This is a genomic window from Methanothermobacter sp. EMTCatA1, from assembly GCF_002356395.1.
Lineage (GTDB): Archaea > Methanobacteriota > Methanobacteria > Methanobacteriales > Methanothermobacteraceae > Methanothermobacter > Methanothermobacter thermautotrophicus.
Window position 1 is genome coordinate 591493 of the sequence record NZ_AP018336.1, and the last position, 22241, is coordinate 613733.

The following is a 22241-nucleotide window of genomic DNA, read 5'->3' on the forward strand; positions in this document are numbered from 1 at the left end:
AAGGATATTTAAGGTGAAGACCATGAGGAAAATCACAGCCATTATCAGAAGGGAGAAACTTGAGGACGTTAAGGATGCTCTGGAGCTTATGGGAATCCACGGGATGACGGTTTCAGATGTGAAGGGAAGGGGTCAGCAGATGGGTATCCGGGAGAGCTACCGTGGAATGGACTACTGTGTTGATCTCCTCCCAAAGGTTCAGCTTGAGATCGTGGTTGATTCAGAGGACCTTGAAAGGACGGTTGAAGCGATATCTGAAAATGCCAGGACCGGGGATGTGGGTGATGGAAAAATATTTGTAACCGATGTAATTGATGTTGTGAGGATAAGGACAGGTGAACACGGCAGAGATGCCATCTAGGAAATTAAACAATTTATTTTATTTAACATATTTCAGTAATTGAGGTTATTATCTAAACTTGTTTTACTCAGCATACATTTATCTGAAACTATATCCGAAAGATTTATATACCAGTATCATCTTACTCTCACTGTCGGAAGGTACCTTCCTATTTCCGACTGGATATAAATCGTTGGAGAGAAAAAATATAGAAAAAATATTTAAGAACAAGGTATGGAGATGACTCTGATGGATGCGGTCTTAAACTCCGGTGACACTGCCTGGATGCTGGTATCAACAGCCCTGGTAATGCTGATGACGGTTCCAGGCGTGGCACTATTCTACGGGGGTTTAACAAAAAAGGAAAACGTACTGAACACCATGTTCCTATCCCTGATAGCCTTCGCAGTGACGAGCATAATATGGGTACTCTACGGCTATCAGTTCGCCTTTGGAGCTGACATAATGGGGCTCATAGGAAGTCCAGTGAACCTGCTGATGAACGGGGTCGGTGTTAACACTGCTGCTGCACTGGCACCAACAATACCAGACTTCCTCTACATAGCATTCCAGTTAACATTCGCAGCAATAACGGTTGCACTCATATCCGGTGCCGTCGTTGAAAGGATGAAGTTCTCAGCCTGGCTGGCATTCATTGTGCTCTGGGTGAGCCTGGTCTACGTGCCAGTGGCCCACTGGGTATGGGGCGGAGGATTCCTGGCGCAGCTCGGTGCCCTGGACTTCGCAGGCGGTACTGTGGTTCACATCAACTCCGGTGTTGCAGCACTCGCACTCGTCTACCTCCTCGGTAAGAGAAAGGACACGAGACTTCTGCCACACAACCTGGGATACTCAGTGATAGGTGCTTCACTGCTCTGGTTCGGCTGGTTTGGATTCAACGCCGGTTCAGCCCTCACGGCAGGTGGACTTGCAGCATCAGCCTTCCTGGTGACCAACACTGCGGCGGCTGCTGGTATGGTATCATGGGTTATAATGGACTACCTCAAGGTGGGTAAACCCACAGTACTCGGCGGAATATCCGGTGCAGTTGCTGGCCTCGTCGCCATAACACCTGCAGCAGGTTTCGTAACTGTACCTGCAGCCCTCATCATAGGCCTTGTCACGAGCGTAATATCATACCTTGCAGTATCATACCTCAAACCAAGGCTTGGATACGACGATGCCCTGGACGTCTTCGGAATACACGGCATGTCAGGTATATGGGGCTCAGTGGCAACAGGCCTCTTTGCAGCGCCATTCATCAACGAACTGGGAACAGGCCTCATATACGGAAACCCTGGACAGCTGACAGCACAGGTGATAGCCGTGGCAGTTGTGGCTGCCTACTCCTTCGTGGTGACACTGATCATCGGCAAACTCCTGGACTTCACCGTTGGTCTGAGGGTGAGCGGTAAGGAGGAGATGGAGGGCCTTGACACCCACCTGCATGAGGAGACAGGCTACAGGATCTGAGGTGATTTTCATGAAGGAAATAGTGGCCATAATAAGACCTGAAAAACTGGAGGAAGTTAAAAACGCCCTTGAAGCTGCAGGGTGCCACGGTATGACTGTGACAGAGGTCAGAGGACGGGGGAGACAGCTCGGTATAACAGAAAGTTACCGTGGGAGGGACTACAGGATAGACCTCCTCCCCAAGACAAAGATCGAGATAGTGGTGAATGATGAGGACGTGGACACCGTGGTTGAAACAATAGTTAAAAGCGCCCAGACCGGAGACATAGGGGACGGAAAAATATTCATATCAGGGGTAGATGAGGTTGTGAGAATAAGAACCGGTGAAAGTGGAAAAAAAGCTGTTTAATTTTTTAATTCATTGCTTTCATTTTTTAAAAACTACTTAATCCCACCCTATTTTTCTTTTCAGGTTTTAAATTAAAGAACTATTTAATTACATATAAATACATGGAAACCCCAAGTAAGTATCAGATCTGGGGTGGGGATTTGAAGGGACATGTTATGTTTATTACAGTAATAGCATCTGTTTTTTTACTTGGAGTTGTATCTGCGGACACAGGGAATAACACGACAAACACTACTACTTCACTGAATACAACTGCAGTAGAACCCCTTGCGAGTGGTATCCAGATTTCTGTAACACCCACAGCCCTCAACCTTGGCACCGTGGACCCCGATGGTCTTGAGAGAGCATATTACTCCATAACAGATGTATCTATAAGAACAAGCGGCGGGATCCTGAGGGTCTCTGTAAGGGCCAGTGGCGACCTCATAAGTATCAACAACAGCTCAAACAGAATACCACTCTTAAACCTCAAATACAGCATAAAATATGATGGCCCCTACGGGCCCATAGATGTTCCAAAGAGAAGCTTCACAACAAGATACTACACTTTCTGGACCTACAGAGGCTCAGTTAATATAAAAATCCCTGTAAATTATTATCTGACTGTGCCGCCCTATACAGACCCCGGAACATACAGGGTAACTGTCACCTACAGGGCCCTTTAAAGATTAAAAATAATAAAGGATGGATTTACCATCCTCTATCCTGCATTCTGCCCTCTTCAGGGATTTCGCTGATTTCCAGCCCCCTCATTGCTGTTCCAAGTCCCCTTGAAACCTCTGCTATAACCTCAGGGTCATCATAGTGAGCTGTGGCCTCAACTATGGCTCGGGCATACCCCTCAGGGTTGTCTGATTTGAATATACCTGAACCAACAAAGACACCGTCGGCTCCAAGCTGCATCATGAGGGCCGCATCTGCAGGTGTTGCAACCCCCCCGGCTGCAAAGTTAACCACAGGAAGCTTTCCAAGTTTCGCTGTTTCCCTGACAAGTTCAAGGGGGGCCTCAATCTTTCTTGAAACCTCCCAGAGCTCCTCTTCCTCCTTGTTCTGGATCTCCCTGATCTCACTCATCATTATCCTCATGTGCCTAACTGCCTCAACGATGTTGCCTGTTCCTGGTTCCCCCTTGGTCCTTATCATGGCGGCCCCCTCATCTATCCTTCTGAGGGCCTCTCCAAGGTTCCTTGCACCGCAGACAAATGGTACAGTGAATTTCTTCTTGTCTATGTGGAACCTCTCATCAGCAGGTGTCAGGACCTCACTCTCATCTATCATGTCAACTCCTAGGGCCTCGAGGACCTGGGCCTCCACGAAGTGTCCTATCCTGACCTTGGCCATGACCGGTATGGACACCGCATCCATTATCTCCTGGACCTTGTTTGGATCAGCCATCCTTGCAACTCCACCTGAAGCCCTTATATCAGCAGGTACCTTTTCAAGGGCCATGACAGCGACTGCTCCTGAATCCTCTGCAATTGCTGCCTGTTCAGCGTTGACAACGTCCATTATAACGCCGCCCTTGGTCATCTTTGCAAATCCCTTCTTGAGTACTTCTGTACCATGCAGCATGATAAATCTCCTCCATCAGAATGATCATTATTATCTTTGAAAATAAAGGGTTAAATATCTATTGCAGCAGTTCATGGCACCGGTATGCACAAGGTATTTAAGAATCCCCACCATATAATTCACAGTTAAAAAAAGCGTGTTAGTGATTCAAATGGTTGCTGGAACATTCACCGGATCTGTGATCTACTCCCATGCAATACCTGCACTTATGGGATTCCTGAGCATGATTCTGATATGTAATGGTGTTATGGATGATAACCGGGACCAGGTCCTTGCAGGTGTGGGCATATTCTTTGCAGCCGGACTCTTACCCTTCATCATCCTGCCCTTCATCCTGGGAATCTAGTCAGATTTCACCCTCAAGTTTTCTTGTGGCCATTAGGGATGCAAACCTTCCAGCCGCCTCCGGCCCCACCATTCTTCTGGCATGTACATAGGCTGCCATGTAGGTATCCCCCAGGCCCGTGGGGTCAAGTTCTCTCACAGCCCTCACAGCCCTTATCCTTGTTCTGGAGCCGCCATGGCAGATGACTGAACCCCTCCTGCCGCATGTTACCACCGCCTCAGGGGTATGCTCAGCCAGCATACGCAGAGCCCTCAGAGGGTTATCTGAGATTGTCCCGAGTTCATTCACATCAAGGAATACACCATCCCCTGCCTCCATGACCCTCCATATGTGCCCTGCATGTTTCAGTATTACACTCCTTCCCTGAGGGTGCCTGAGGTAACCCTGGAGTCCTGTGTAGAGCCTGTACCTTTCACCCAGGAATTCCAGGGTCCTGAGGGGTATGTCTGATGGGAGGAGGGGTCCTGCGAGCACTGCAGTCCAGTCCAGTGATGCAAGGCCTTCAAGGTCCTCCACCTCTATGGGGTTTTCAGCAAAGTTTGACCTCTGAGTCCTTCCTGCAGTATCCCCGTTGGAGTAGATATTTTCAAATTCAACTGTACGGTCATGGTATACAGGCACAATCCTTGTTTTATCCGGGAATTCCTCAAGAAGTTCGGAGTCATCCTCTGAGATGGTCACAAGGGCTGTGTGACGGACTCCAAGGTGGGACAGGAGTCTTGAGTAGTAGTAGACCGCACCACCAGCCTTCACCTCATGGGAGTCCCCTCTCACTATATGGTCCCTGCTTACCGGACCGATAAGGAGGTAACCTTCCCCTGAGCTCACCCGGGCCTCACCATCCCTTCATGGAGTGCCCTTCCAACAAGAGCCGCCCTGACACCCATAGCCTCAAGTTCAGGTATCTCCTCAGGGAGAACACCACCCCCGGGTATTACACGCTCGATAAGGGGTCTGAAGAGTTCAAGGAGTTCCCTGTTGAAACCAGAGGATGTACCGACGGACCCGATATCCAAGAGGATTATGTCTACTTCATATCCCATCAGGAGGTCCCTTAATTCCTCAAGTCCAATCTCAAGGTTTCTTGAGTGGAGCCTCATGTCCTTAACGTCCACGCTGACAACGGTCCTCTCAGGAGGATAGTTCCTGAGGATCTCCTCCAGCTCCTCTGTGCTCTCAAGGGTCTCCGTTGCAACAACGACCCTTGATGCGAATTCAAGCATGAAGTGGAAGGTTTCGAGATCCCTGACACCGGCATCAAGGATCACGGGGAGGACATGGTTCACCCTCCTCACTGCCTCAAGGTTTGATCCTGTGCCCTCGATGGCATCGAGGTCCGCTATGTAGATTGACCTTGCACCTGCTGCCCTGAGGGATAGTGCAATGTTAACTGGATCCGGTGACGGTGAATATACTGACTCCAGGGGCCTGTATTTTTCACGTTCACCGGATTTGCCGGATACCGCGATACCATCCATTAAATCAATAACAGGTATGATCTCAAGCATCGGTATAACTCCTGACTAGCTCAATTCTGAATATTTTATGTGTATGGAATACTTAAAGCTTCATGTAAATAGCAGGGATCTAAAAAATAGGGGTCTACAATAAAAAGAGCAGTACTTGCTGTGGAAATAAGTGAAAGGCGGTCCATTATCCCTGGACCATTATGAGTTTACCTGTCTTGGGGTCACGGTAGACTGTTCCCATCTCAACGTATCCCTGACCCGAACCCGAAGTGGTCTGTGGAGTGTCGTTAAGTTCCTGACCCTTCTGGACCTCAACAGCCTTTTTCATGGCCTCCATGGTCTCCTGTCTCTCCTGGGGAGTCATATCTGCAAATACAACGTTCTGCATGTTCCATGAGAGTACCAGGAATATCAGGAAACCGACTGAGAGTACCAGCATGGCGTCAACCAGGTTGGCGCTTCCAGCCATGGGGTCCTCTTCATTTTGATCCGAGAGGAGCCTTCGCCGGCGTCTGAGTGGCATTATCCATCACCTCCAGCACTGCCTCGGCCATTGTCTCAAGATTTGAGAGGTACTCCTCATACCATCTTCTCCTGACCTTGGAGATGATGTATGCTATACCCCCTGATGCAAGTCCCACAACTGTTGTATCGAAGGCTATGATGATGGCCTGGGCCAGTGTATTGATGTCACCTGCCCCGAGGGCTGCGAGTCCTGGACCCATGGGTATGAGTGTCCCCATCAGTCCAAGGGTTGGGCCGAGTCTGGTTACAATGTCTGTCTTCTCAAGGCTCTTGGCAGCCCTGAGTTCCTCATTCTCTATCAACTTCCTTGCGAGGGCCTCCCTTGATTTTGGTCCGAGTTCAGCTGTCCCTGCGATATCAGTGAGCACGGCCTTCTGGCTCTGTGGTATGTCCATCGAATCGACGACCTCAATTATCTTTTCAGGGGTTCCTGGGTTTGAAATTGATTTTATTGCCGATTCAAGTTCCTTAACATCAGTCCTTATCCTTCCAGAGTACTCTGATATGAGCCCTCCGAGGGTCACTATGGCGTATACCATGAATAACAGTAGACCTGCTATAACCGGTATGAGGAGGCTCTGGGAGACAACGTGTAGTGCACCGCTCAGTATCTCACTGCCGGGTACTGCAACCATATCATATCACCTCTTTCTATTCTATGAATGTGCTTTTTCTCTTGTTAAGGTATATTCCAAGCCCCATCAGCGCGAGGGTTCCAAGGACGACGTATATTATTGTGTCTATCCCCGGCACCGTGAGGGGTGTCATCTTCATGCTCATGACGCTGTTCACGTTGGGGAGCACGATGGCAGCTGTCAGGAAGTATAGACCAGCGAAGAGCATGAAGTTTCCAAGTAGAACAGGGTATGGTTTCTTGATGGCGGCTGCGATCCCATTGGCAAATACATAGAAGAAACCTATGAATGCTGCAAGGATTATTCCTGAGTACTTGCCAAGTGTAACCGCAGATACTCCTATTATCGGTGATACCAGAATTATGCTGACGATGACCGCCCCGAAACAACAGGGGCAGGGTGCAACCATAGCCACACATGCAGTCTTTGCTGTGTCACGCCTGTGTTCCTTCCACTCACGGAGAGTGTGGACACCTGCGAATATGAGAATGGCTGCCATTATGATTGTTATAAGCGAACTGTAGGTGTTGAAGAAGCCCTGAACCGAGTTCATGTAGGCATTTGCCAGTGCTGAAAGGGCATAAAGCCCCAGACCGTAACCTGCGGTTATTAGGGCCGCCATCTTCCTTGATAGGCCTGCAAAGCCCATTGCCAGTCCAATCTTCACACCGAATATCAGGAGAACCGATAGGATTCCTGCCTGCCACAGTAGATTTGCAATGTCCATGATCCACACCTTCCACCTTCAAGTTTTGTGATAATTAGTATATAAATTAAATTATTACAGTTCTCCGGATTAAACTCCGATTTTTATTACTACATTTTTTATTACTGAGATCCGGATCCAGATAATAATTCATTCAAATAAATTTTATTTAAATTAAAGTTAATGTGATATTTAAGTTTTTTCAAAAAGAAAAAATAAGGGGGGAACTGGTTTATCTCCTTCCAGGTCCCATGAAGTAACCCACTCCAACCAGGGCAACCAGTGCTATGACACCCAATATGGCGTACACAGGCATTCCAGTATCTGATGAACCGGAGGAACCAGATGCTGTAACCTCATATGATTTTCCTGCACCCTGTGATGATTCGGAGCCTGCTCCCACATTCTGTGAGGAGCTCTGCGTACCTGGACTTGCCGCTGAAACACCTTCAGATCCTCCTGAGGTTCCACTACTTCCATCATGAGGCTGCCCTCCGGGTGTTGAACCTGATTCTCCACCCTGGTTTGGGTTCTCAGATGGTGCAAAGGCTGCGGCCCCTGTGGCTTCGTATATCTTTGACTTAACCTTGGCAAGTAGATCCGGGTTAACATACTGCATTGCCCACTCCATCATTGCAAGGTTGCCGCAGCTGCAGTCACAGCATGCCACACCGTACTCAGCAACAGTGCTTGCCCATGTATTTGCAACCAGCCTCAGAGTGGCCTCATCAGCCTTCCAGAAGCCCTTATGTGCTGCTGTTAATAGCGTCCCTGTTATACTGATCATAGAATATGCCCTGTTACCTGTGGAGAGCCATCTGTTCACGCCTAGATTGTATTTGTCTTTAATGTATATGTCTGTGATCTCATTCCAGTCATAGTCATCAACAAGCTGTGGTGCGGTAACCTGCCATCCCCAGAGGTATGCGACGAACTTGTTTGAGATGGTCCTTGCACCGCTGTATCCCTCGTTCATCATTGACTTTATCCATTCAGGGTTGTAGTAGCGTGTCCTCATTTCACGTCTCATGAACTCCTGCAGTGAGACAACCTCAGGCCTTGATGGGTTGGCGTAGTAGAGCACATTGAGTGAAGGTGCCACCCCACCGTTGACCTTCTCAATTGCCATTGAGAGGCCCCCATAGTAGTCGTAGTAGTCATCGTTGTCAATTACACCATAAAGGTTGGTGCTCCTGCTGTGGTATGCCACTGTTACACCCTTCAGGAGATTCTCAAAGAGACCTTCCATTGATGCTCCCCAGCGTGTGTTTGAGTATGCGTGACTCATCCTCCTGAGGTATACATCGGCAAGTTCTGACCTGTTATCCCATGTCCATGCCTCTTCAACACCATGGTTAACCCCTGCGCCATAGTCACCGACAGGTGGAGCGAATATGCGTGTTATGGCAGTATCACCATCATAACCTGCGAGTACCAGCTCTACCCAGTGCTTTGCAATGTAATTGACGTTAAGTGAATCATTTTTGTCTATGGTTTTAAGAAGATCTGCCATTGTCTTAGCCTGCTTGAACTGTCCTGTGAGCAGTGGATCCAGGGCAAGGTCAAGCTGTGTCTTGAGTTCGGGGTGAGCTTCAAGGATCTTTGAGTATGATGCTCCGAGTGCAACCCTGTATGCTACGTCCATTTTGGCCAGAAGGTTGGGGAATAGATCCCTGAAGAGGCCACTGGTGGTTACTATGACATCAATCCTTGGCCTTGATGTGAGGTTTGAAAGGCCCATGCTGCTTCTCACATTATTGAGGTCTGATAGAAGCTGTGTTAAATTTGTTGGAACTATGTAGGATAGTTTTCCGCCTCCGAGCCAGGTCTTATCGTCCATCTTTGGCTGCACACCCAGCATTCTCAGGACGAATGAAGCCATTGCACCGTCGTCTCTTGCCGTCTCAACGCACCAGACCACTGCAGCCATCTTTTCAGGGATTGCATCGAGCTGGGCCAGGGCCATATCTGCGAGCCTCTTACCAAGATCCCACGCCACCTTTGTTGGTAGTGTGTTGTCGTCCTGGGCATAGAAGTTTCTTCCTGTTGGAAGGGCATATGGGGCCTTAACTGGATCTCCTCCCTTTGCAGGGGTTATGTAGTGTCCTGATAGACCCTCCATAAGTGCATCCATTTCACTGGAAGGACTGTCCTTAAGGAGTGATGCATACTGGAGTGCCAGCTCAAGCTTTGAGTGGAGTGTTGCCCTGAGAGATGGATCCGTGATGTTTTCAAGTAGTGTGTCGATCGATGTTCCCCTTAAAAGTTCCATTATCATCTCTACAGTGGCATTGTTAAGTGCTTCAGCCTGTTCAAAGGTGAGGTTGCTGAAATTCCATCCATTCATCATGGATATGAGTCTCTGTAGTGATGGGTCCACTTCGCTGTCTGGTGAGAGCATCCCTGATACCATGAGGGCCACTTCACTGTCAGTCCAGTTGAGACCAAATGTGTCAAGTCCATAGGGCATCAGTGTACTGGTAATGCTCAGAAGGTAGTCATGCACCCTGTCTATGTCATCGTCCGTCATGTTGGTTGCGTTAATCCCAAGATCCCTTGCAAGGTCAAGTTTGATTATGGTTTCCCTGATCTGCTTTGCATATTCGTCCCTCATGGGGTTTCCAGTTGGTGTAGCCTCGTAACTTGACACGAGCCCTGCAAGTTCCTGAAGGTCGCCGTAGAGCTTTGTTCTTGTCAGTGGTGGTGTTAAATGATCTATGATCACTGCAAGTCCTCTTCTCTTAGCTTGCAGACCCTCTCCAACACCATCCATTATGTAGATGTATAGTGACGGTGTATCTCCTATGCATATATCAGGGTAATCAAAGGATGAGAGGGCATACTGTTTCCTTGGTGTCCACTCGTAGGTTGCGTGTCTTCCAACGTGTATCTGCGCATTTGCACCGAAAACCGTGTTTACCCATGCATACCATGCAAGGTAGCAGTGAGGTGGTGGAACTATTGTGCTGTGGTAGAGGTTTGCAGCGTCGGCTTCCCATCCCCTCTGTGGTTCCGGGCCTATGAATACATTTCCAAACATGAGCCCCGGGATCACTACGTACTTCCTTCCATTTCTTGTTACAACCATGACGTTTCCTGGTGGTTCACCCCAGCCAGTCATCCCTGAAACATTGAGGGCCATGAACTGGTTTTTGTAGATGTAGAAGAGATTCCATGCCGTTGTGTTGGATGTGTTCCAGATGACTGCTGTCAGGGCAGCGCTCATTTTGTTTATAAGATCAATTGCTGTTCCTGCGATCTGAGGGTGTGTATTCGCATTTGAGATCATCTCCTGGGTCCAGCGGTTGAGTGTCTTGAGCATTTCATCCCTGACCATGCGGTCTCCTTCATTGATGCACTGCACCGCAACCCTTGTGAGTTCCTCTATGTATCCAACGGGACCTTCAACCATCTCCTTGCGGGCAACAGGATCAAGTGTATTGAACCATGCAAGGTAGTCCTCGTATGGCCACAGTATTGCATTTGAACTGTTTGCAAGTTTCTCAAGTTCACCGGGGGCCCAGTTGGCAACATTTATACCGTTTTTGATCATCATCTCAACCAGTGCATCAGCGTCCTGCGGTATTTCACCAACACTGTAGCCCTCTGCCTTCATGCGCTTGAGTATCTCAATGATACTTTCGGGGACATTAAGGTAACTTGCACCTATGTTCTGCTTACCCGGCGGGTAGTTGTAGTATACAATTGCCACCTTTTTGTCACTATTTGCCATGGTCTGGAGTCTGATCCAGTTGAAGGCCCTGCTGACAAGTTTCTCTATCCTCTCTGGAATGGTCACTGTTATGTCCCACTGTGCACCTGTTTCAGGATCTGAACCTATCTCACCCACACCTATGGCAAGTGGTTCTATCTGACCCTGCATCTCTGGCTGTGCACACTGCCAGTAAACTGACATCCAGCTGAATCCCTCCTCTGAGACAATCCACTGACCAATTGTTCTGTATTTAGAACTGGTTATCATTGCCCTCAGAACAGGGATATTTGATCTATCAAAGAACTTGGTAACACTGGCACCGGATGTTGTTGACCCGGTTATAAACGTCAGCATATCTATGATAACGTTTGCCTTGACAGGGTATTTTTCAGGGTTGGCCTCGTACTGAACAACGTTTGATGCATCTGTGAGAAACTTTACTAGGGCTGAATATACGTTCACTGGCTGTGCTGTGCTGATCTTGAGACTCCTTATTAGGTTACCATTATCAAGTATCTGAACCTCATAAACATTCGCACCTGAGACGCTGGTAACACCAAGGATTGATGTGAGGTCAGTGTAGTTTCCTATTCCCCTGATGGCAGTTATGTTGTAGGTCTGGTTTGGCATGCATAGTGTCTGGATAATGTTCTGCATATCAGTCTGGTTGAGGATGACATAATTTGACCATGTACCTATAACTGGTATGACGTTGAGTCCCCTTGAGACGAGTGCATCGATTATCTGCTGCATCGCATCAGCGTAGGTGACCTCCCCTGTGGATCCAACATAGCTCAGGACAGCCACTGTGGGTTTAGCTGGATCCAGAGGATATCTTGTGAAATAATCCTCCTTTGTAAACCTCTGACCATCACGGTAGAGGAATTCTGAGGCGAGGGGTGAAGCCTGTTCAAGAGTTCCAGGTTCCCAGCTTTCGTTCCATTGTAGTCCGCGCATGTTATAGTACATCTTTAGTGCGAGTTTGAACTGATTTTCAAGGTTTGTTTTGCCCGCTGCTGCATAGTACAGGGCGCAATCTATCCACTGATGCAGTGCTGTGTTTCCCGGGTATTTCTGTTTATATGCTATAAGAGATGTAAGGTCTCCGTCGTGACATGCGCCTATTAAAGTACCTGGTCTGTCGTATGTTCCAATATCACTGTCGTTAACACCAGTGAAGACCTCTGTATTGTTTATTCTGCTCAATTTGACGAGAGTTGGTCCGCTTTCAAATGCAAAAAACAGTTTGTTTTCTAATATTGATGGATGGGCTCTTATAACAGCTTCAAAGGAACCGTTACCGGCGAGCTGTGTGCCCCATTCAGCAATTATAATACTGGAACTGTTGATGAGTGACAGTATCTCATCGCCCGTCATGTTACCTATCTGTGTGGTGGATCTTATCTGGAAATTCACCCTCTTCGCATCCCTGTTTGTGAGGTTCATTACAGTGTATGCAACTTCATTGTAACTCTTTGTGGCTGTAGATGACCCTATAACCAGTACAGTAGTTGAATTAACCTCCGTGCTGTTGTCTGCTGCTGCCACGCTCTGGCAGAACATTAACATGAGAAGAACTGCTGTTACTGTGATCAGATGTTTTCTCATGATCTTTTTCACCTCCTTTGAATTTTTCAATATCCATTTATTGTGAAGACAATATAAATTATTGTTATTACTATTTTGAGGCAATTGAAAAATAGAGTATTAATAAAGAAATTATATTACTTATTTTATATGTGTATCAGGAAAAAGTAATACCAATGGTTAATAAAAAAGAAAAAGATTGGGGGTTTATTTTCCTGCTCCGCCCCTGAGGAATCCGAAGGCCACAAGACCAGCGGCAACAAGGACACCCACGATACCGTAGACGTACCATGAGGAGTCACCGCCACTGGCACCTGATGTAGCATTCTTAACCTCATAGGCCTTTGAAGGCGTTGATGCAGGCTCCTCTGACACTGAGGATGCAGCGCCCACCTCTGCAGGTGAAGCCGCAGTATCCACACCCGGTGAATAACCTGCATGTCCACCGCTGATACCACCAGCTGAACCTGAAGGAACACCACCGTTTGAACCTCCCTGGGAACCTCCCTGGTTTCCTCCGTTGTTAACTGGTGTTCCGCCGTTGTTCACCGGTATAAGGTCCTCAAGGTTTCTTACTGGTAATCCCTTCACATATGCCAGGACATTGCCGTTTGCACCTGAAAGGATCGTTTGAAGTTCACTTTGTGTAATATACTTTGCTGGTAATTCACTGGTCACTGTGTATGGTGAGCTCACACCGCTGGGCTCTTGTCCTTTGTACCAGTCTATGTATGCCCTGAGGCCATTCACTCCGCTCTGGAAACTTGGTCCTTTATAAGTGATTATCACTACCCTTCCAACGTTTAACTTTTCATCCCAGATTATCAGCATGCCTTCCATCCGCCCGCCGTTAACAGTCGAGGATGTTGTATTAAGCAGTCTCTGGTTGTAGTAAGTTCCCTGTCCAGGTGATACGCCGAGGAGCAATAGTAGCCCGTCATCTTTGCAGTAGTCTGTAGCTGTAATGTAAATGTATTTTTCATTTTCTCCCCGCGGATAATTCTCGTATATGTAGTCTGCTATGAGGTATGATGGTGACACACCAGGACAGACATGGTTGTGGAATAAGTAGACCATCAGCATGTCAAATGGCGGTTCATATGACCATGCATTGGCGATTGTAACTACTCCATTCCAGTTTTTGAATACCCTGGATACTGTTGGATTGGTGTGATTCCATCCGGCTCCTATGTCATATACAGGCCCCATGGTGTCGTTTATTACTGTGAAACCAGTGGTTGAGTTATAGATTAGCTGTACAGCCAGGAGCATGTCATCCAATTCTGTGATGTTGAATGTGAATTTTCCGAAGCCACCTGTTTTGCCGAGGATACTGGAATTGTAACTGCCAGCTTTTACTATGAATGTGAACCAGAGCTGACTCCAGAGTGCGCTGTGGACAGGAAGTAACGTTGTTCTGCTTAACCTTGAACCCAGAACATCATAGATCCCGTCCCATACTGGACTTGTGTCCTGACCGTTTAGGCGTGCGTATCCTGCTGATGTGAGAACCAGAAGATCAAGGTCGTCCTTTTCTAGCTGTACACCAGCCTGCTGGAACAGGTCCTTCACCAGGTTCGCGGCTTCAGCACCGATCTCCTTTAGCTGGTCATATGTCAGGTTACCCTGTGTGTATGTCCGGTTGGCTGGTGTTGCGTTTACAAGATTGCTCTGGCTCAGGATGTAATCCATATCCAGGCCATGTGCATCGTTGACGGTTGTACTTCCTAGCCCACCTGTAAGATAATTACCCTGTTCTTCTGTAACATTGTCGAATGCGTATAGTATCTTTATCAGGGATTCTGGATCTGTCATTAGTTTTTTGACAGCCCATGCGTTGAATTTAAGTTCTGATACTGCTGTTTCACCGGTTTCCTGTTTGTATTTGCTGATGAGGTCCTGAAGGTCGTATGACATTATTATGAGGGTCCCTGTTTTTGTGTTTGAATCCCATCTTAGGAACCCTACCATGTTGGAATCATTTGTGGTGTTGAATCCGATGTAGGATCTCTTTCCGGGTGTTGAATCCATGGCATATACGAATACGTCATCGTCTGAGCCACCGGGCACACCGATTACTATATAACCTGATGATTCTGCTCCCCCTGTACCGGCTCCCGGTGGGTAGTATTTGAGTAGTGTTTCTATCATTGCGTAGCCGCTGATTGTTCCCATGCAGACGTGGCCGTGGAATGCTGCTTCCCTGAGGATGTCTGCTGAGAGTCCTATGGCCCAGGCGTTGGCTAGGCTTGCTATGGGGAAGGTGTCACTTCCGAGTTTTTTCTGGAGTGCCTCGTACTGTGAGAGTGTCATGTTCTGTGACACGGTTCCAACGTAGATTGGTGTCATGCTGGCGTTTTTGAAGTATGCGAGTATGAGGTCGTTTCCCTTCCTTACAATGAATGCGAAGTCAAGGGGGTCGAGTCTGGTTTTCCTGAGCATCAGGATGTTTCCTTTACCATAGCTTACTGTTCCCCGGGCCTGGTTGAGTATTCCCTCCAGGACGTCCTCTGTGGTCTGGTTTTTGTAGTAGGCTGTTCCGGCTGTTGTTATGACCAGGACGTCACCTGTCCTGGTGAAGTTGAGGATCTGGTCTGCCTTCCTGGTGATATCCCTTCCCAGTTTGTAGGCGTCTGTGGCCTTCATCTGTAGTGATAGGTGTGTTGCGTAGAGGGTGCCGTAGGGGGTTAGCTGGAAGGTGTGTGATAGTTCGGTGTAGCCTGGGGCCCTGATTTTTACTGTGAATTTTGTGTTTTCTGTAATGTTTTCGTAGTTGAATCTGATTTTTGTCATGTTTGCTGCCGGATCGAATTCTTTGGTGAAGTTTATCCGGGTGTTGTTTTCGTCTGTCAGTTCCTGGATGTCGGGGTTTATATTGCCATTATCGTCGGCGTATTCATATTTGACGTCAACCCCCACCTCACAGTTTGTATCAGCTGCACTCACCGAACCTGTAAGTGCCACAGCAACGAGAAGAACCATGAAAACCATGAAGTACTGTCTTCCCATAACCCTTTCACCTCCTTTTAAGTTCTTTAATGTTTAATAATGTACGGATCTTCCTTGGAGTAATAAGATATATAATGCTTTTGTTAATACTTTAAGGCCTTAAACGGGAAAAAATGTAATACTCAATTTTTTCATAAAGAGGGAATTCATGGGGAAACCCCATGAACTGATTGCTGGAGGGAAAATTTAATATCAAACACCATTCTGGTGTTACATGTTACTCTTGAATGTCCCTACTATTTAACAATTTCTATTTTAAAATTAATAATAACCATCTGCTGTCATTCTCCCTGATGGTAATAAGTATAAGCGAGTGAATTCCTTTATCATGGGAAGTCAATCAGGACATTTAAAAACAAGTACCGAAGTGTTGTTAACCTTCCCTGATGGCAGGACAACTCCTGCCCTCCTGAATCCGGTGATATCATCATCACTGACAGGTGCGTAGAGGATAGCCCTCATACCTGTGTATGTCCTGTAGATAATCCGCGTTTCTGTATCAACGTATCTGCGTATGTTCCTGAAAACCCTTCTCTTTGGCTCTGCAAGGGCCGCCACCATTAATACATCGAATTCAAGACCATCAATGACGGTTTCATCTCCAGTTATAACATTCACACCCTCAACTCCAAGACCTTCGATGACCTTTCTTGAGAGCTCAGCGATGTCTGGTTCGATTTCAACAACATTAACCCTCATACCATAGACGTGTGAGAGAAGAATACCTGTAAGGGGTAGGGGACCACCTCCAATAAAAACTGCTCTCTCCCCTCTCCTGAATCTTCCAAGGGCAGCCTCATTCTTAAGTAGTTCAAGGTACCTTGGGTAGAAGTAGAACGACCTGAGGGTCTCCCAGGGTGAATCTGACTCTATGACCTCCTGTGCCTTTTCCATTTCAAGCTTCATCCCGAGATTCACGTAGAACTTCCTTATCAGGCTGAGTGCATGATTCATTTCAGCATCATCGAGGATGTGCTTTGCTGATTCAAAGTCAATGGTTGAGTCATGGGCTATCTCCTCGATTTCATCAAGAAGTGGCATGACCTCGCTGGTGTCCATCTCATCGAAGTGATAATTCATTCCCTCGAGTCTTGAGGCTATCCTCTTTATCTTATCCCAGTAGATGTAGCAGCTCATAGCGGTTCTCCTTAGGTCATGGTAATGTTATTGAACAGCACACTTTATAAGACTTGAGCACATATGTCATATATGAAGACAATCCTGTATTACTTTATCTGGATTTAACACAGAATAATTATTACTTACTGGTGATGGATGTTATCGCTGGTTGAATGAGGGGGCAAAAAACACTGAAAAACAAAAGGTGATGGAAATTATCACTGTGGCTGAACCCATGAGTGAATCTGAACTTGAATCCATAAGAAACTTCCTCTTCAGGATAATCAGGAGGGAGTTTGGATTCGGATACATACCCGAGTACCACAGGGACATAATCAACCTTGAGGAGTACTACCTCAAACCCCCAAGGAACATCTTCCTCTTCGCCTCCCAGGGTGGTAGGGTAATAGGGACACTGGGACTTCGTGCCTATGACCGTGAATTTGAGGGCCTGAACTATGATCCAGAGACAACGGCCAGCCTGTGGAGGGTTTTTGTAGATGAGGATCACCGGAGGATGGGTGTTGCATCCAGACTTGTTGAAATCGCCGAGAAGGAAGCAGCATCACTGGGCTACCAGAGGATCTACCTGCACACACATAAATACGTCAGTGGTGCCCTCGAATTCTGGCTTTCAAGGGGATACCGTGTAACGGTGGACACAGGAAATGAACTCGGGACGGTCCACATGGAGAAGACCCTCTCATGCAATTCAAAGGCAATTACCGGGATCCCTGAGAAAAGCTCTGAACTCTCACATTCACTCCCCAGGACCCAGAAGGTTTAATTCCATGTTGGTTAAAAAGGAATCAGATGGCATTTGAACTGAATCATTAAAAAGAGGAGGAACAGGGCATCAGATGACATTTTTTTTGAGCGAAAGGATTGTTGCTGGATGCCCTGTTGAGCTGGCTTCCGTTTTAAGCTAGGAGGAATTCATGCTCACTAAAGTGGTTGTCACACGACATATAAATACTTTTTGAAAAAAAGTTATTACATGCTTTTAAATGAAAACTGGTTAAGTATTAATACATGATGATAATTACATAATATCTGTTTTAATCCAGAGGCGGCAGTGATTATTCCCTGAATCCATCAAGGAAGGATTCAAGGCTCCTGTAGGCTGCATCCACTGCCTCATCAACAATCCCGGGATCTGCATCTGAAAGCTCATCAAGGTACAGTTCAGCGCTGATATCAACCTTCAGTTCATCGGTGTACTCCACCAGCACAGTTATGTCAATATCAACTATTTCCTTGGCAGACACCCTCTTCAGTATAAAATCAGAAATGGTATTGTGGAGGAAACTGGATATCTCATCCAGATCCCCTTCAGTGAGTTTTCTGAGACTCAATTAGTTACCCATCCCAGGATTGATACCCGCGCCCTTCATTGCTTCCTGGATGTTGACCTGCATCTCCTGCAGTTTCTTCATGACGCGTTCTTCCTGTCTCTCAATTGTCTTCTCCCTGAGCTGGAGTGTTTCAAGTTTTTCCTGAAGTTCCTCTGTAAGTTCATCCTTGGCAACCCTGATGAGAATGTTACCTGAGCTCTTATATACTTCAGCGTCATCGGCAGCCCTTGAGAGTTCTTCAAGGGCCTTCTGTGTCTCATTAATCTGCATTTCAACCGTCTGTTTCTGCACAGATATTGCCTGTGCCTGCTGCTGCAGCTGCTGGAACTGAGCTAACTGGTGCTGTACATTCTGTGGAAGTTCCATATTATCACCTTCAAAATATCCAATTATGTTGATCCCATCAATTCAAGAATCTCCATGGAAAGCTTCACCCAGCGCAGTGACGAATTGAGAGCCGCCCTGAAGGATGCTGAATCCCCTGCGCTTATGACAATGGTTATCCTGCCATCATCAAGTTCCATGGACATGGAAGACCTCTGGGAGGGCGAATCCATGACCTCAGGTTTGATGGCCCTGTAGATCACAGATGCTGATTCAGGGTCCGTCCTGATATCTATTACGCCCTGAATTCTCCTGAGACCCAACTCACTCACCGACCCTGAAATCACGTATCAGGAGCTTAAAACCAGCGGGCGTCCCCCTGGCATCCATGAGCTCCATCACCCAGGCGTACTCTTCATCAGTCCTTATACTCCAGGCATCCCTGGATGAGGATTCATCCACCTCAAGGCCCATTAGATTGCAGAGGCCCTCAGATCCGGGAGGGCAGCTACTGACCCTTACCGCTTTATCTGCCAGTTCAGGTTTTTTCATTTCAAAGGACGGGTTGAAGAGGATGTAACCCCTCTCCCCTCCCCTTTCATCGAGGAAGGTTATCCTTGCAGGGTTACCGTGCCTCTCAGAGACCACAGCCACCGGGCCCCTGGCCTCGATGAGCACATCCCGCAGGCTCATCTTTCCCCTGTTAATGTACCTCCAGCCCATGATCCTGGAGAGCCTCTGGGAAAAGGACCTTGTGCGCTGGGATGGCTTTCTGGATGTTGTGAGGAGCATCCTACCGTGCCCTCAGGGTCCTCTTAACCGGAGGCACCTCCTTGAAGAGGATCCTGTACCTGCACCTTGGGCACTTGTTCTCCATGTACTTCTTGGGGTCTATGAGTGTCCCGCACTGGGCGCAGCGGTACAATCTACTTACCTCCAACTATCCTCTTGATGTTACGGGCTGCTGTCTTACCCATTGGGGTCACCGGGAGGTATGCTCCACCTGTGAACACAGCACCGCATTTTCTGCACTTCCATATGCCCCTGCTCTCCCTCTTAACACCGGGACGGTCACAGCTCGGGCATACGTGCTTCCTCTTCATCTCTTCTTCAATCTTTTTAACAGCTCTTTTAGCTTTACGACCGTAACGTGGACCGAAACGTCCTGTGATACCTACTTTCTTTGTTCTTGCCATATTATCACTCCAGTAAATATGATGTTATAGATATTGTCTGGTCAGTATTTAAGATTTAGGGAGTCATTGACTTGTCAAGGTACTCAATGAGCTGGGGCACCTTCTCCACTGCAATTGAGACTGCCTTAAGGACATCATCCCTTGTGAGTGGCCCCTCACCACCCTTCTGCATGGCGCATATGGAGCCCTCCTCAGTAACACCTATGGATATCCTTGCTGTGAGTATGTCCTCCTCCTCGAGGGAGGGGTCGAGCACGATCTCGTTTCCTATCTTGGCGAAGGTGCACATGAGGGCCTTCCTGTTGACAGGGAGTGGCTGCATCTTCTCCCTGTTGATAACGACCTCACCATCCTCAACCTCGGCTGCAGGTATCCTTGTATCCAGCAGGGCTGCCACGGTTGCAAGGACCGCTGCGTCAAAGAGGTTGCCATCATAGTCTATGATGTGCAGGTCCAGGAACAGCATCCAGACCTTGCTGCCCTCTATGATGCAGAGCTTCTCAAGGTCTATCATCCGGCTCTCCCTTATGCATCTGTCCACAACCCTTGACAGCTCCACTGACCTCTCATCAGGGGGTCCAGGCTCAAAGGTCGGTGATGCCATTGGAAGGAGCTCGGAGTTGGTGAGTATTACACCCATCTCAGGTGTGTCAGGGAAGGGTTCGCCTATCTGGGGCTTCACACCCACAATTATCTGGGTGTTTCCAAGTTTCACCCTTGAGGAACCCTCAGCCTTGGATATCACCCCTGTTTCGATGGATATGTCCCTGAACTCATGAAGTGACCTTCCATCAATGCGTTCCTTATTATTTATAAGGTCCGTTATACTCTTTCTTGTAATTTCAGGTATTATATCCATTTTATTCACCATACCTCTTTCTGAGGGCCTCCTTCTGCACCTCATGTATCCGGAGGCATCCCTCCACTGCAAGGTCAAGTGCCCTTTCAAATTCCTCGGGTGTGAGGTTTCCATCACTCTGGAGCAGTGTGATTTCACGTGTCCTCGGGAGTATCGCCACCGGTACGTCTGCCTGGCCCTCCTTGTCCTCCTCCTCAGAGAGGTCAAGGACCACCTGATCACCGACCTTACCTGCTGCACAGGCAACAACCATGTCCCTCATGGGTATTCCTGCATCTGCAAGGGCGACTGAAGCCGCTGTTATGCCAGCACACCTCGTACCTCCCTCAGCCTCAAGCACCTCTATGAATACATCGATGACTGATCTGGGGAATTTTTCAAGTATCAGTGCCGGTCTGAGGGCCTCTGCAGTTATCTTGGAGATCTCAACGGAACGCCTGTCAGGGCCCGGTCTCTTTCGCTCCTCAACTGAGAATGGTGCCATATTGTACCTGCACCTTATGACAGCCCTGTCAGGTCTCTGCAGCTTTCTTATCTGAGCCTCCCTTGGACCGTATACAGCCACCAGTATCTTGTTACCGCCAAATTCAAGGTAAGATGAACCATCTGCCCTTTCAAGTATCCCTGCCTCGATTTTTAAGGGCCTGAGTTCATCAAACGCCCTTCCATCCTCCCTGACGCTGGGGGAGGTCTTCAATTGATCCTGTGTGATGATAGTAATCACCTCTCGGAATTATTCTCATCCTTAACTTCTGCATCCCCGGCTTCCCCATCATCCTCTTCAGCAGCAGGGGTGTCTGTTCCTTCTTCCACATCTTCAGATTCCACTTCAAGGTCTTCAGACTCATCAGATACTTCCTCAAAATCCTCAGACTCCGGAGACACCTCCACATCCTCAGAATAATCAGATACTTCCTCAAGGTCCTCAAACTCCGGGGTTTCAGGTTTTTCTATCCCTTCAGACTCCTCAACCTGAATCTCAGGTTCCACTCCTGTAAGCCTGTCGAGGAGTTCCCTCACACGGTCGGTGAGTCCTGAGGTGTGGGCCTCACGGTCTATCATGAGGACCACCTTTTCGGCTATCCTCTCCATGTCGGGTTCACCCTTGATCCAGACAACACCGTTCTGACCAACCACGATATCGCAGCGGGTCTTCTCCTTGACCATGTTTATCATTGATCCCCTTTTGCCTATCAGCCTTGGCACCTTTGTGGGTGTTATGTAAACCAGGATACCGTCCCTGAACTTTCCAAGGCCGCGGCCCTTGAGGCCAAGCTTCACCTTCTTAACCTCATCAACATCCACAACCCTCAAAAGCAGAACGTCCCCTATATCGAAGACACTTTCAAGTTCCCTTTTATCCTTGCCAAAGACCTCAGAGGCCGGTAAGAGACCTGTGTAGGGCGAGTTTATGTCAAGTCCCCACATTGAGAATCTGATGTCAGTTATCTCCCCGATCACCACATCCCCCCTCTTGGGGATGTACTTGCTCTGAAGTGGTATCACATTTATCTTCTTGTTTCTAACAGAAACGAGTCCCACAAAGGATGAACATATCCTGTTATCCTCTTTGAAGGTTCCCCTTCCAGGGAAATATTCGTTCTCTGCCAGAACCTGACCTGGAACAACCAGGTCCTTTTCATTTACAAGTAGCACGTTATG

The 22241-nt window shown here is 47.7% G+C and carries 24 protein-coding genes; 6 read left to right on the plus strand and 18 right to left on the minus strand.

Annotated elements, in window-relative coordinates; translation table 11 throughout:
• Positions 1-22: 22 nt before the first annotated feature.
• The 4 genes from tca_RS03110 (at position 23) to tca_RS03125 (ending at position 2827) form a co-directional block, all read left to right on the plus strand.
• Positions 23-361, plus strand: a complete 339-nt coding sequence (locus tca_RS03110) for a P-II family nitrogen regulator (protein WP_048060873.1) — start codon at positions 23-25, stop codon at positions 359-361.
• A gap of 228 nt (positions 362-589) precedes the next feature.
• Positions 590-1813 (plus strand): ammonium transporter, encoded by a 1224-nt coding sequence (locus tca_RS03115; RefSeq protein ID WP_286709128.1) that lies wholly within the window; start codon positions 590-592, stop codon positions 1811-1813.
• A gap of 10 nt (positions 1814-1823) precedes the next feature.
• Positions 1824-2162, plus strand: a complete 339-nt coding sequence (locus tca_RS03120) for a P-II family nitrogen regulator (protein ID WP_048060875.1) — start codon at positions 1824-1826, stop codon at positions 2160-2162.
• A gap of 140 nt (positions 2163-2302) precedes the next feature.
• Positions 2303-2827 (plus strand): hypothetical protein, encoded by a 525-nt coding sequence (locus tca_RS03125; protein WP_048175433.1) that lies wholly within the window; start codon positions 2303-2305, stop codon positions 2825-2827.
• A gap of 25 nt (positions 2828-2852) precedes the next feature.
• Here the strand turns inward: tca_RS03125 and pdxS are convergent, their stop codons facing one another.
• Positions 2853-3734, minus strand: a complete 882-nt coding sequence (gene pdxS, locus tca_RS03130; RefSeq protein WP_010876304.1) for a pyridoxal 5'-phosphate synthase lyase subunit PdxS — start codon at positions 3732-3734, stop codon at positions 2853-2855.
• Positions 3735-3885: 151 nt separating this feature from the next.
• Between pdxS and tca_RS03135 the strand changes: the two genes are divergently transcribed.
• Positions 3886-4080 carry a hypothetical protein gene (locus tca_RS03135; RefSeq protein ID WP_048060877.1) on the plus strand — a complete coding sequence of 65 codons (195 nt, stop codon included), beginning with the start codon at positions 3886-3888 and terminating at the stop codon, positions 4078-4080.
• Here tca_RS03135 and tca_RS03140 read toward each other — a convergent pair whose 3' ends face one another.
• The 8 genes from tca_RS03140 to tca_RS03175 form a co-directional block, all read right to left on the minus strand.
• Entirely contained in the window at positions 4081-4908 is an 828-nt protein-coding gene (locus tca_RS03140; RefSeq protein ID WP_115892227.1) for a PfkB family carbohydrate kinase, read from the minus strand.
• Positions 4905-5588 (minus strand): HisA/HisF family protein, encoded by a 684-nt coding sequence (locus tca_RS03145; protein ID WP_010876307.1) that lies wholly within the window; start codon positions 5586-5588, stop codon positions 4905-4907. Before tca_RS03145 ends, tca_RS03140 begins: the two co-directional genes overlap by 4 nt.
• A 145-nt stretch (positions 5589-5733) precedes the next feature.
• Positions 5734-6072, minus strand: a complete 339-nt coding sequence (locus tag tca_RS03150; RefSeq protein ID WP_048060878.1) for a DUF2149 domain-containing protein — start codon at positions 6070-6072, stop codon at positions 5734-5736.
• Positions 6029-6709 carry a MotA/TolQ/ExbB proton channel family protein gene (locus tca_RS03155; protein ID WP_010876309.1) on the minus strand — a complete coding sequence of 227 codons (681 nt, stop codon included), beginning with the start codon at positions 6707-6709 and terminating at the stop codon, positions 6029-6031. Before tca_RS03155 ends, tca_RS03150 begins: the two co-directional genes overlap by 44 nt.
• Before the next feature lie 16 nt (positions 6710-6725).
• Positions 6726-7436 carry a DUF2162 domain-containing protein gene (locus tca_RS03160; RefSeq protein ID WP_286709129.1) on the minus strand — a complete coding sequence of 237 codons (711 nt, stop codon included), beginning with the start codon at positions 7434-7436 and terminating at the stop codon, positions 6726-6728.
• A gap of 211 nt (positions 7437-7647) precedes the next feature.
• Entirely contained in the window at positions 7648-12738 is a 5091-nt protein-coding gene (locus tca_RS03165; RefSeq protein ID WP_286709130.1) for a cobaltochelatase subunit CobN, read from the minus strand.
• Positions 12739-12924: 186 nt separating this feature from the next.
• Complete coding sequence (locus tca_RS03170; RefSeq protein ID WP_286709131.1) at positions 12925-15726, minus strand: FmdE family protein; 2802 nt, start codon at positions 15724-15726, stop codon at positions 12925-12927.
• A 336-nt stretch (positions 15727-16062) separates the two neighbouring features.
• Positions 16063-16863, minus strand: coding sequence for a nicotianamine synthase family protein (locus tag tca_RS03175; protein ID WP_286709132.1), 801 nt, complete (start codon positions 16861-16863; stop codon positions 16063-16065).
• A gap of 190 nt (positions 16864-17053) precedes the next feature.
• Here tca_RS03175 and tca_RS03180 point away from each other — a divergent pair, with 190 nt between their 5' ends.
• A complete protein-coding gene (locus tag tca_RS03180; RefSeq protein ID WP_286709133.1) occupies positions 17054-17632 on the plus strand; it encodes a GNAT family N-acetyltransferase in 579 nt (192 codons plus the stop codon).
• A 292-nt stretch (positions 17633-17924) separates the two neighbouring features.
• On the opposite strand, the gene tca_RS03185 is transcribed toward tca_RS03180, so the two are convergent.
• The 9 genes from tca_RS03185 to rrp4 are packed head-to-tail and all read right to left on the minus strand — an operon-like array spanning position 17925 to position 22235.
• Positions 17925-18200, minus strand: coding sequence for a DUF3194 domain-containing protein (locus tca_RS03185; RefSeq protein WP_010876315.1), 276 nt, complete (start codon positions 18198-18200; stop codon positions 17925-17927).
• On the minus strand, positions 18201-18566 hold the full coding sequence (locus tca_RS03190; RefSeq protein ID WP_010876316.1) for a prefoldin subunit beta: 366 nt from the start codon (positions 18564-18566) through the stop codon (positions 18201-18203).
• 23 nt (positions 18567-18589) lie between these two features.
• Positions 18590-18856, minus strand: a complete 267-nt coding sequence (locus tca_RS03195; RefSeq protein ID WP_010876317.1) for a KEOPS complex subunit Pcc1 — start codon at positions 18854-18856, stop codon at positions 18590-18592.
• Complete coding sequence (locus tca_RS03200; protein ID WP_010876318.1) at positions 18849-19316, minus strand: Brix domain-containing protein; 468 nt, start codon at positions 19314-19316, stop codon at positions 18849-18851. The genes tca_RS03195 and tca_RS03200 overlap by 8 nt, the downstream gene beginning before the upstream one ends.
• 1 nt (position 19317) lies before the next feature.
• Positions 19318-19449, minus strand: coding sequence for a DNA-directed RNA polymerase subunit P (locus tag tca_RS03205; protein ID WP_048175438.1), 132 nt, complete (start codon positions 19447-19449; stop codon positions 19318-19320).
• 1 nt (position 19450) lies between these two features.
• Positions 19451-19720, minus strand: coding sequence for a 50S ribosomal protein L37Ae (gene rpl37A, locus tca_RS03210; RefSeq protein ID WP_010876320.1), 270 nt, complete (start codon positions 19718-19720; stop codon positions 19451-19453).
• A 55-nt stretch (positions 19721-19775) separates the two neighbouring features.
• Positions 19776-20591: an exosome complex protein Rrp42 gene (gene rrp42 / locus tca_RS03215; protein WP_010876321.1), complete on the minus strand. Its 816-nt coding sequence runs from the start codon at positions 20589-20591 to the stop codon at positions 19776-19778.
• On the minus strand, positions 20581-21303 hold the full coding sequence (gene rrp41 / locus tca_RS03220; protein WP_010876322.1) for an exosome complex exonuclease Rrp41: 723 nt from the start codon (positions 21301-21303) through the stop codon (positions 20581-20583). The genes rrp42 and rrp41 overlap by 11 nt, the downstream gene beginning before the upstream one ends.
• Positions 21300-22235: an exosome complex RNA-binding protein Rrp4 gene (gene rrp4, locus tca_RS03225; RefSeq protein ID WP_286709134.1), complete on the minus strand. Its 936-nt coding sequence runs from the start codon at positions 22233-22235 to the stop codon at positions 21300-21302. The genes rrp41 and rrp4 overlap by 4 nt, the downstream gene beginning before the upstream one ends.
• Positions 22236-22241: the final 6 nt, after the last annotated feature.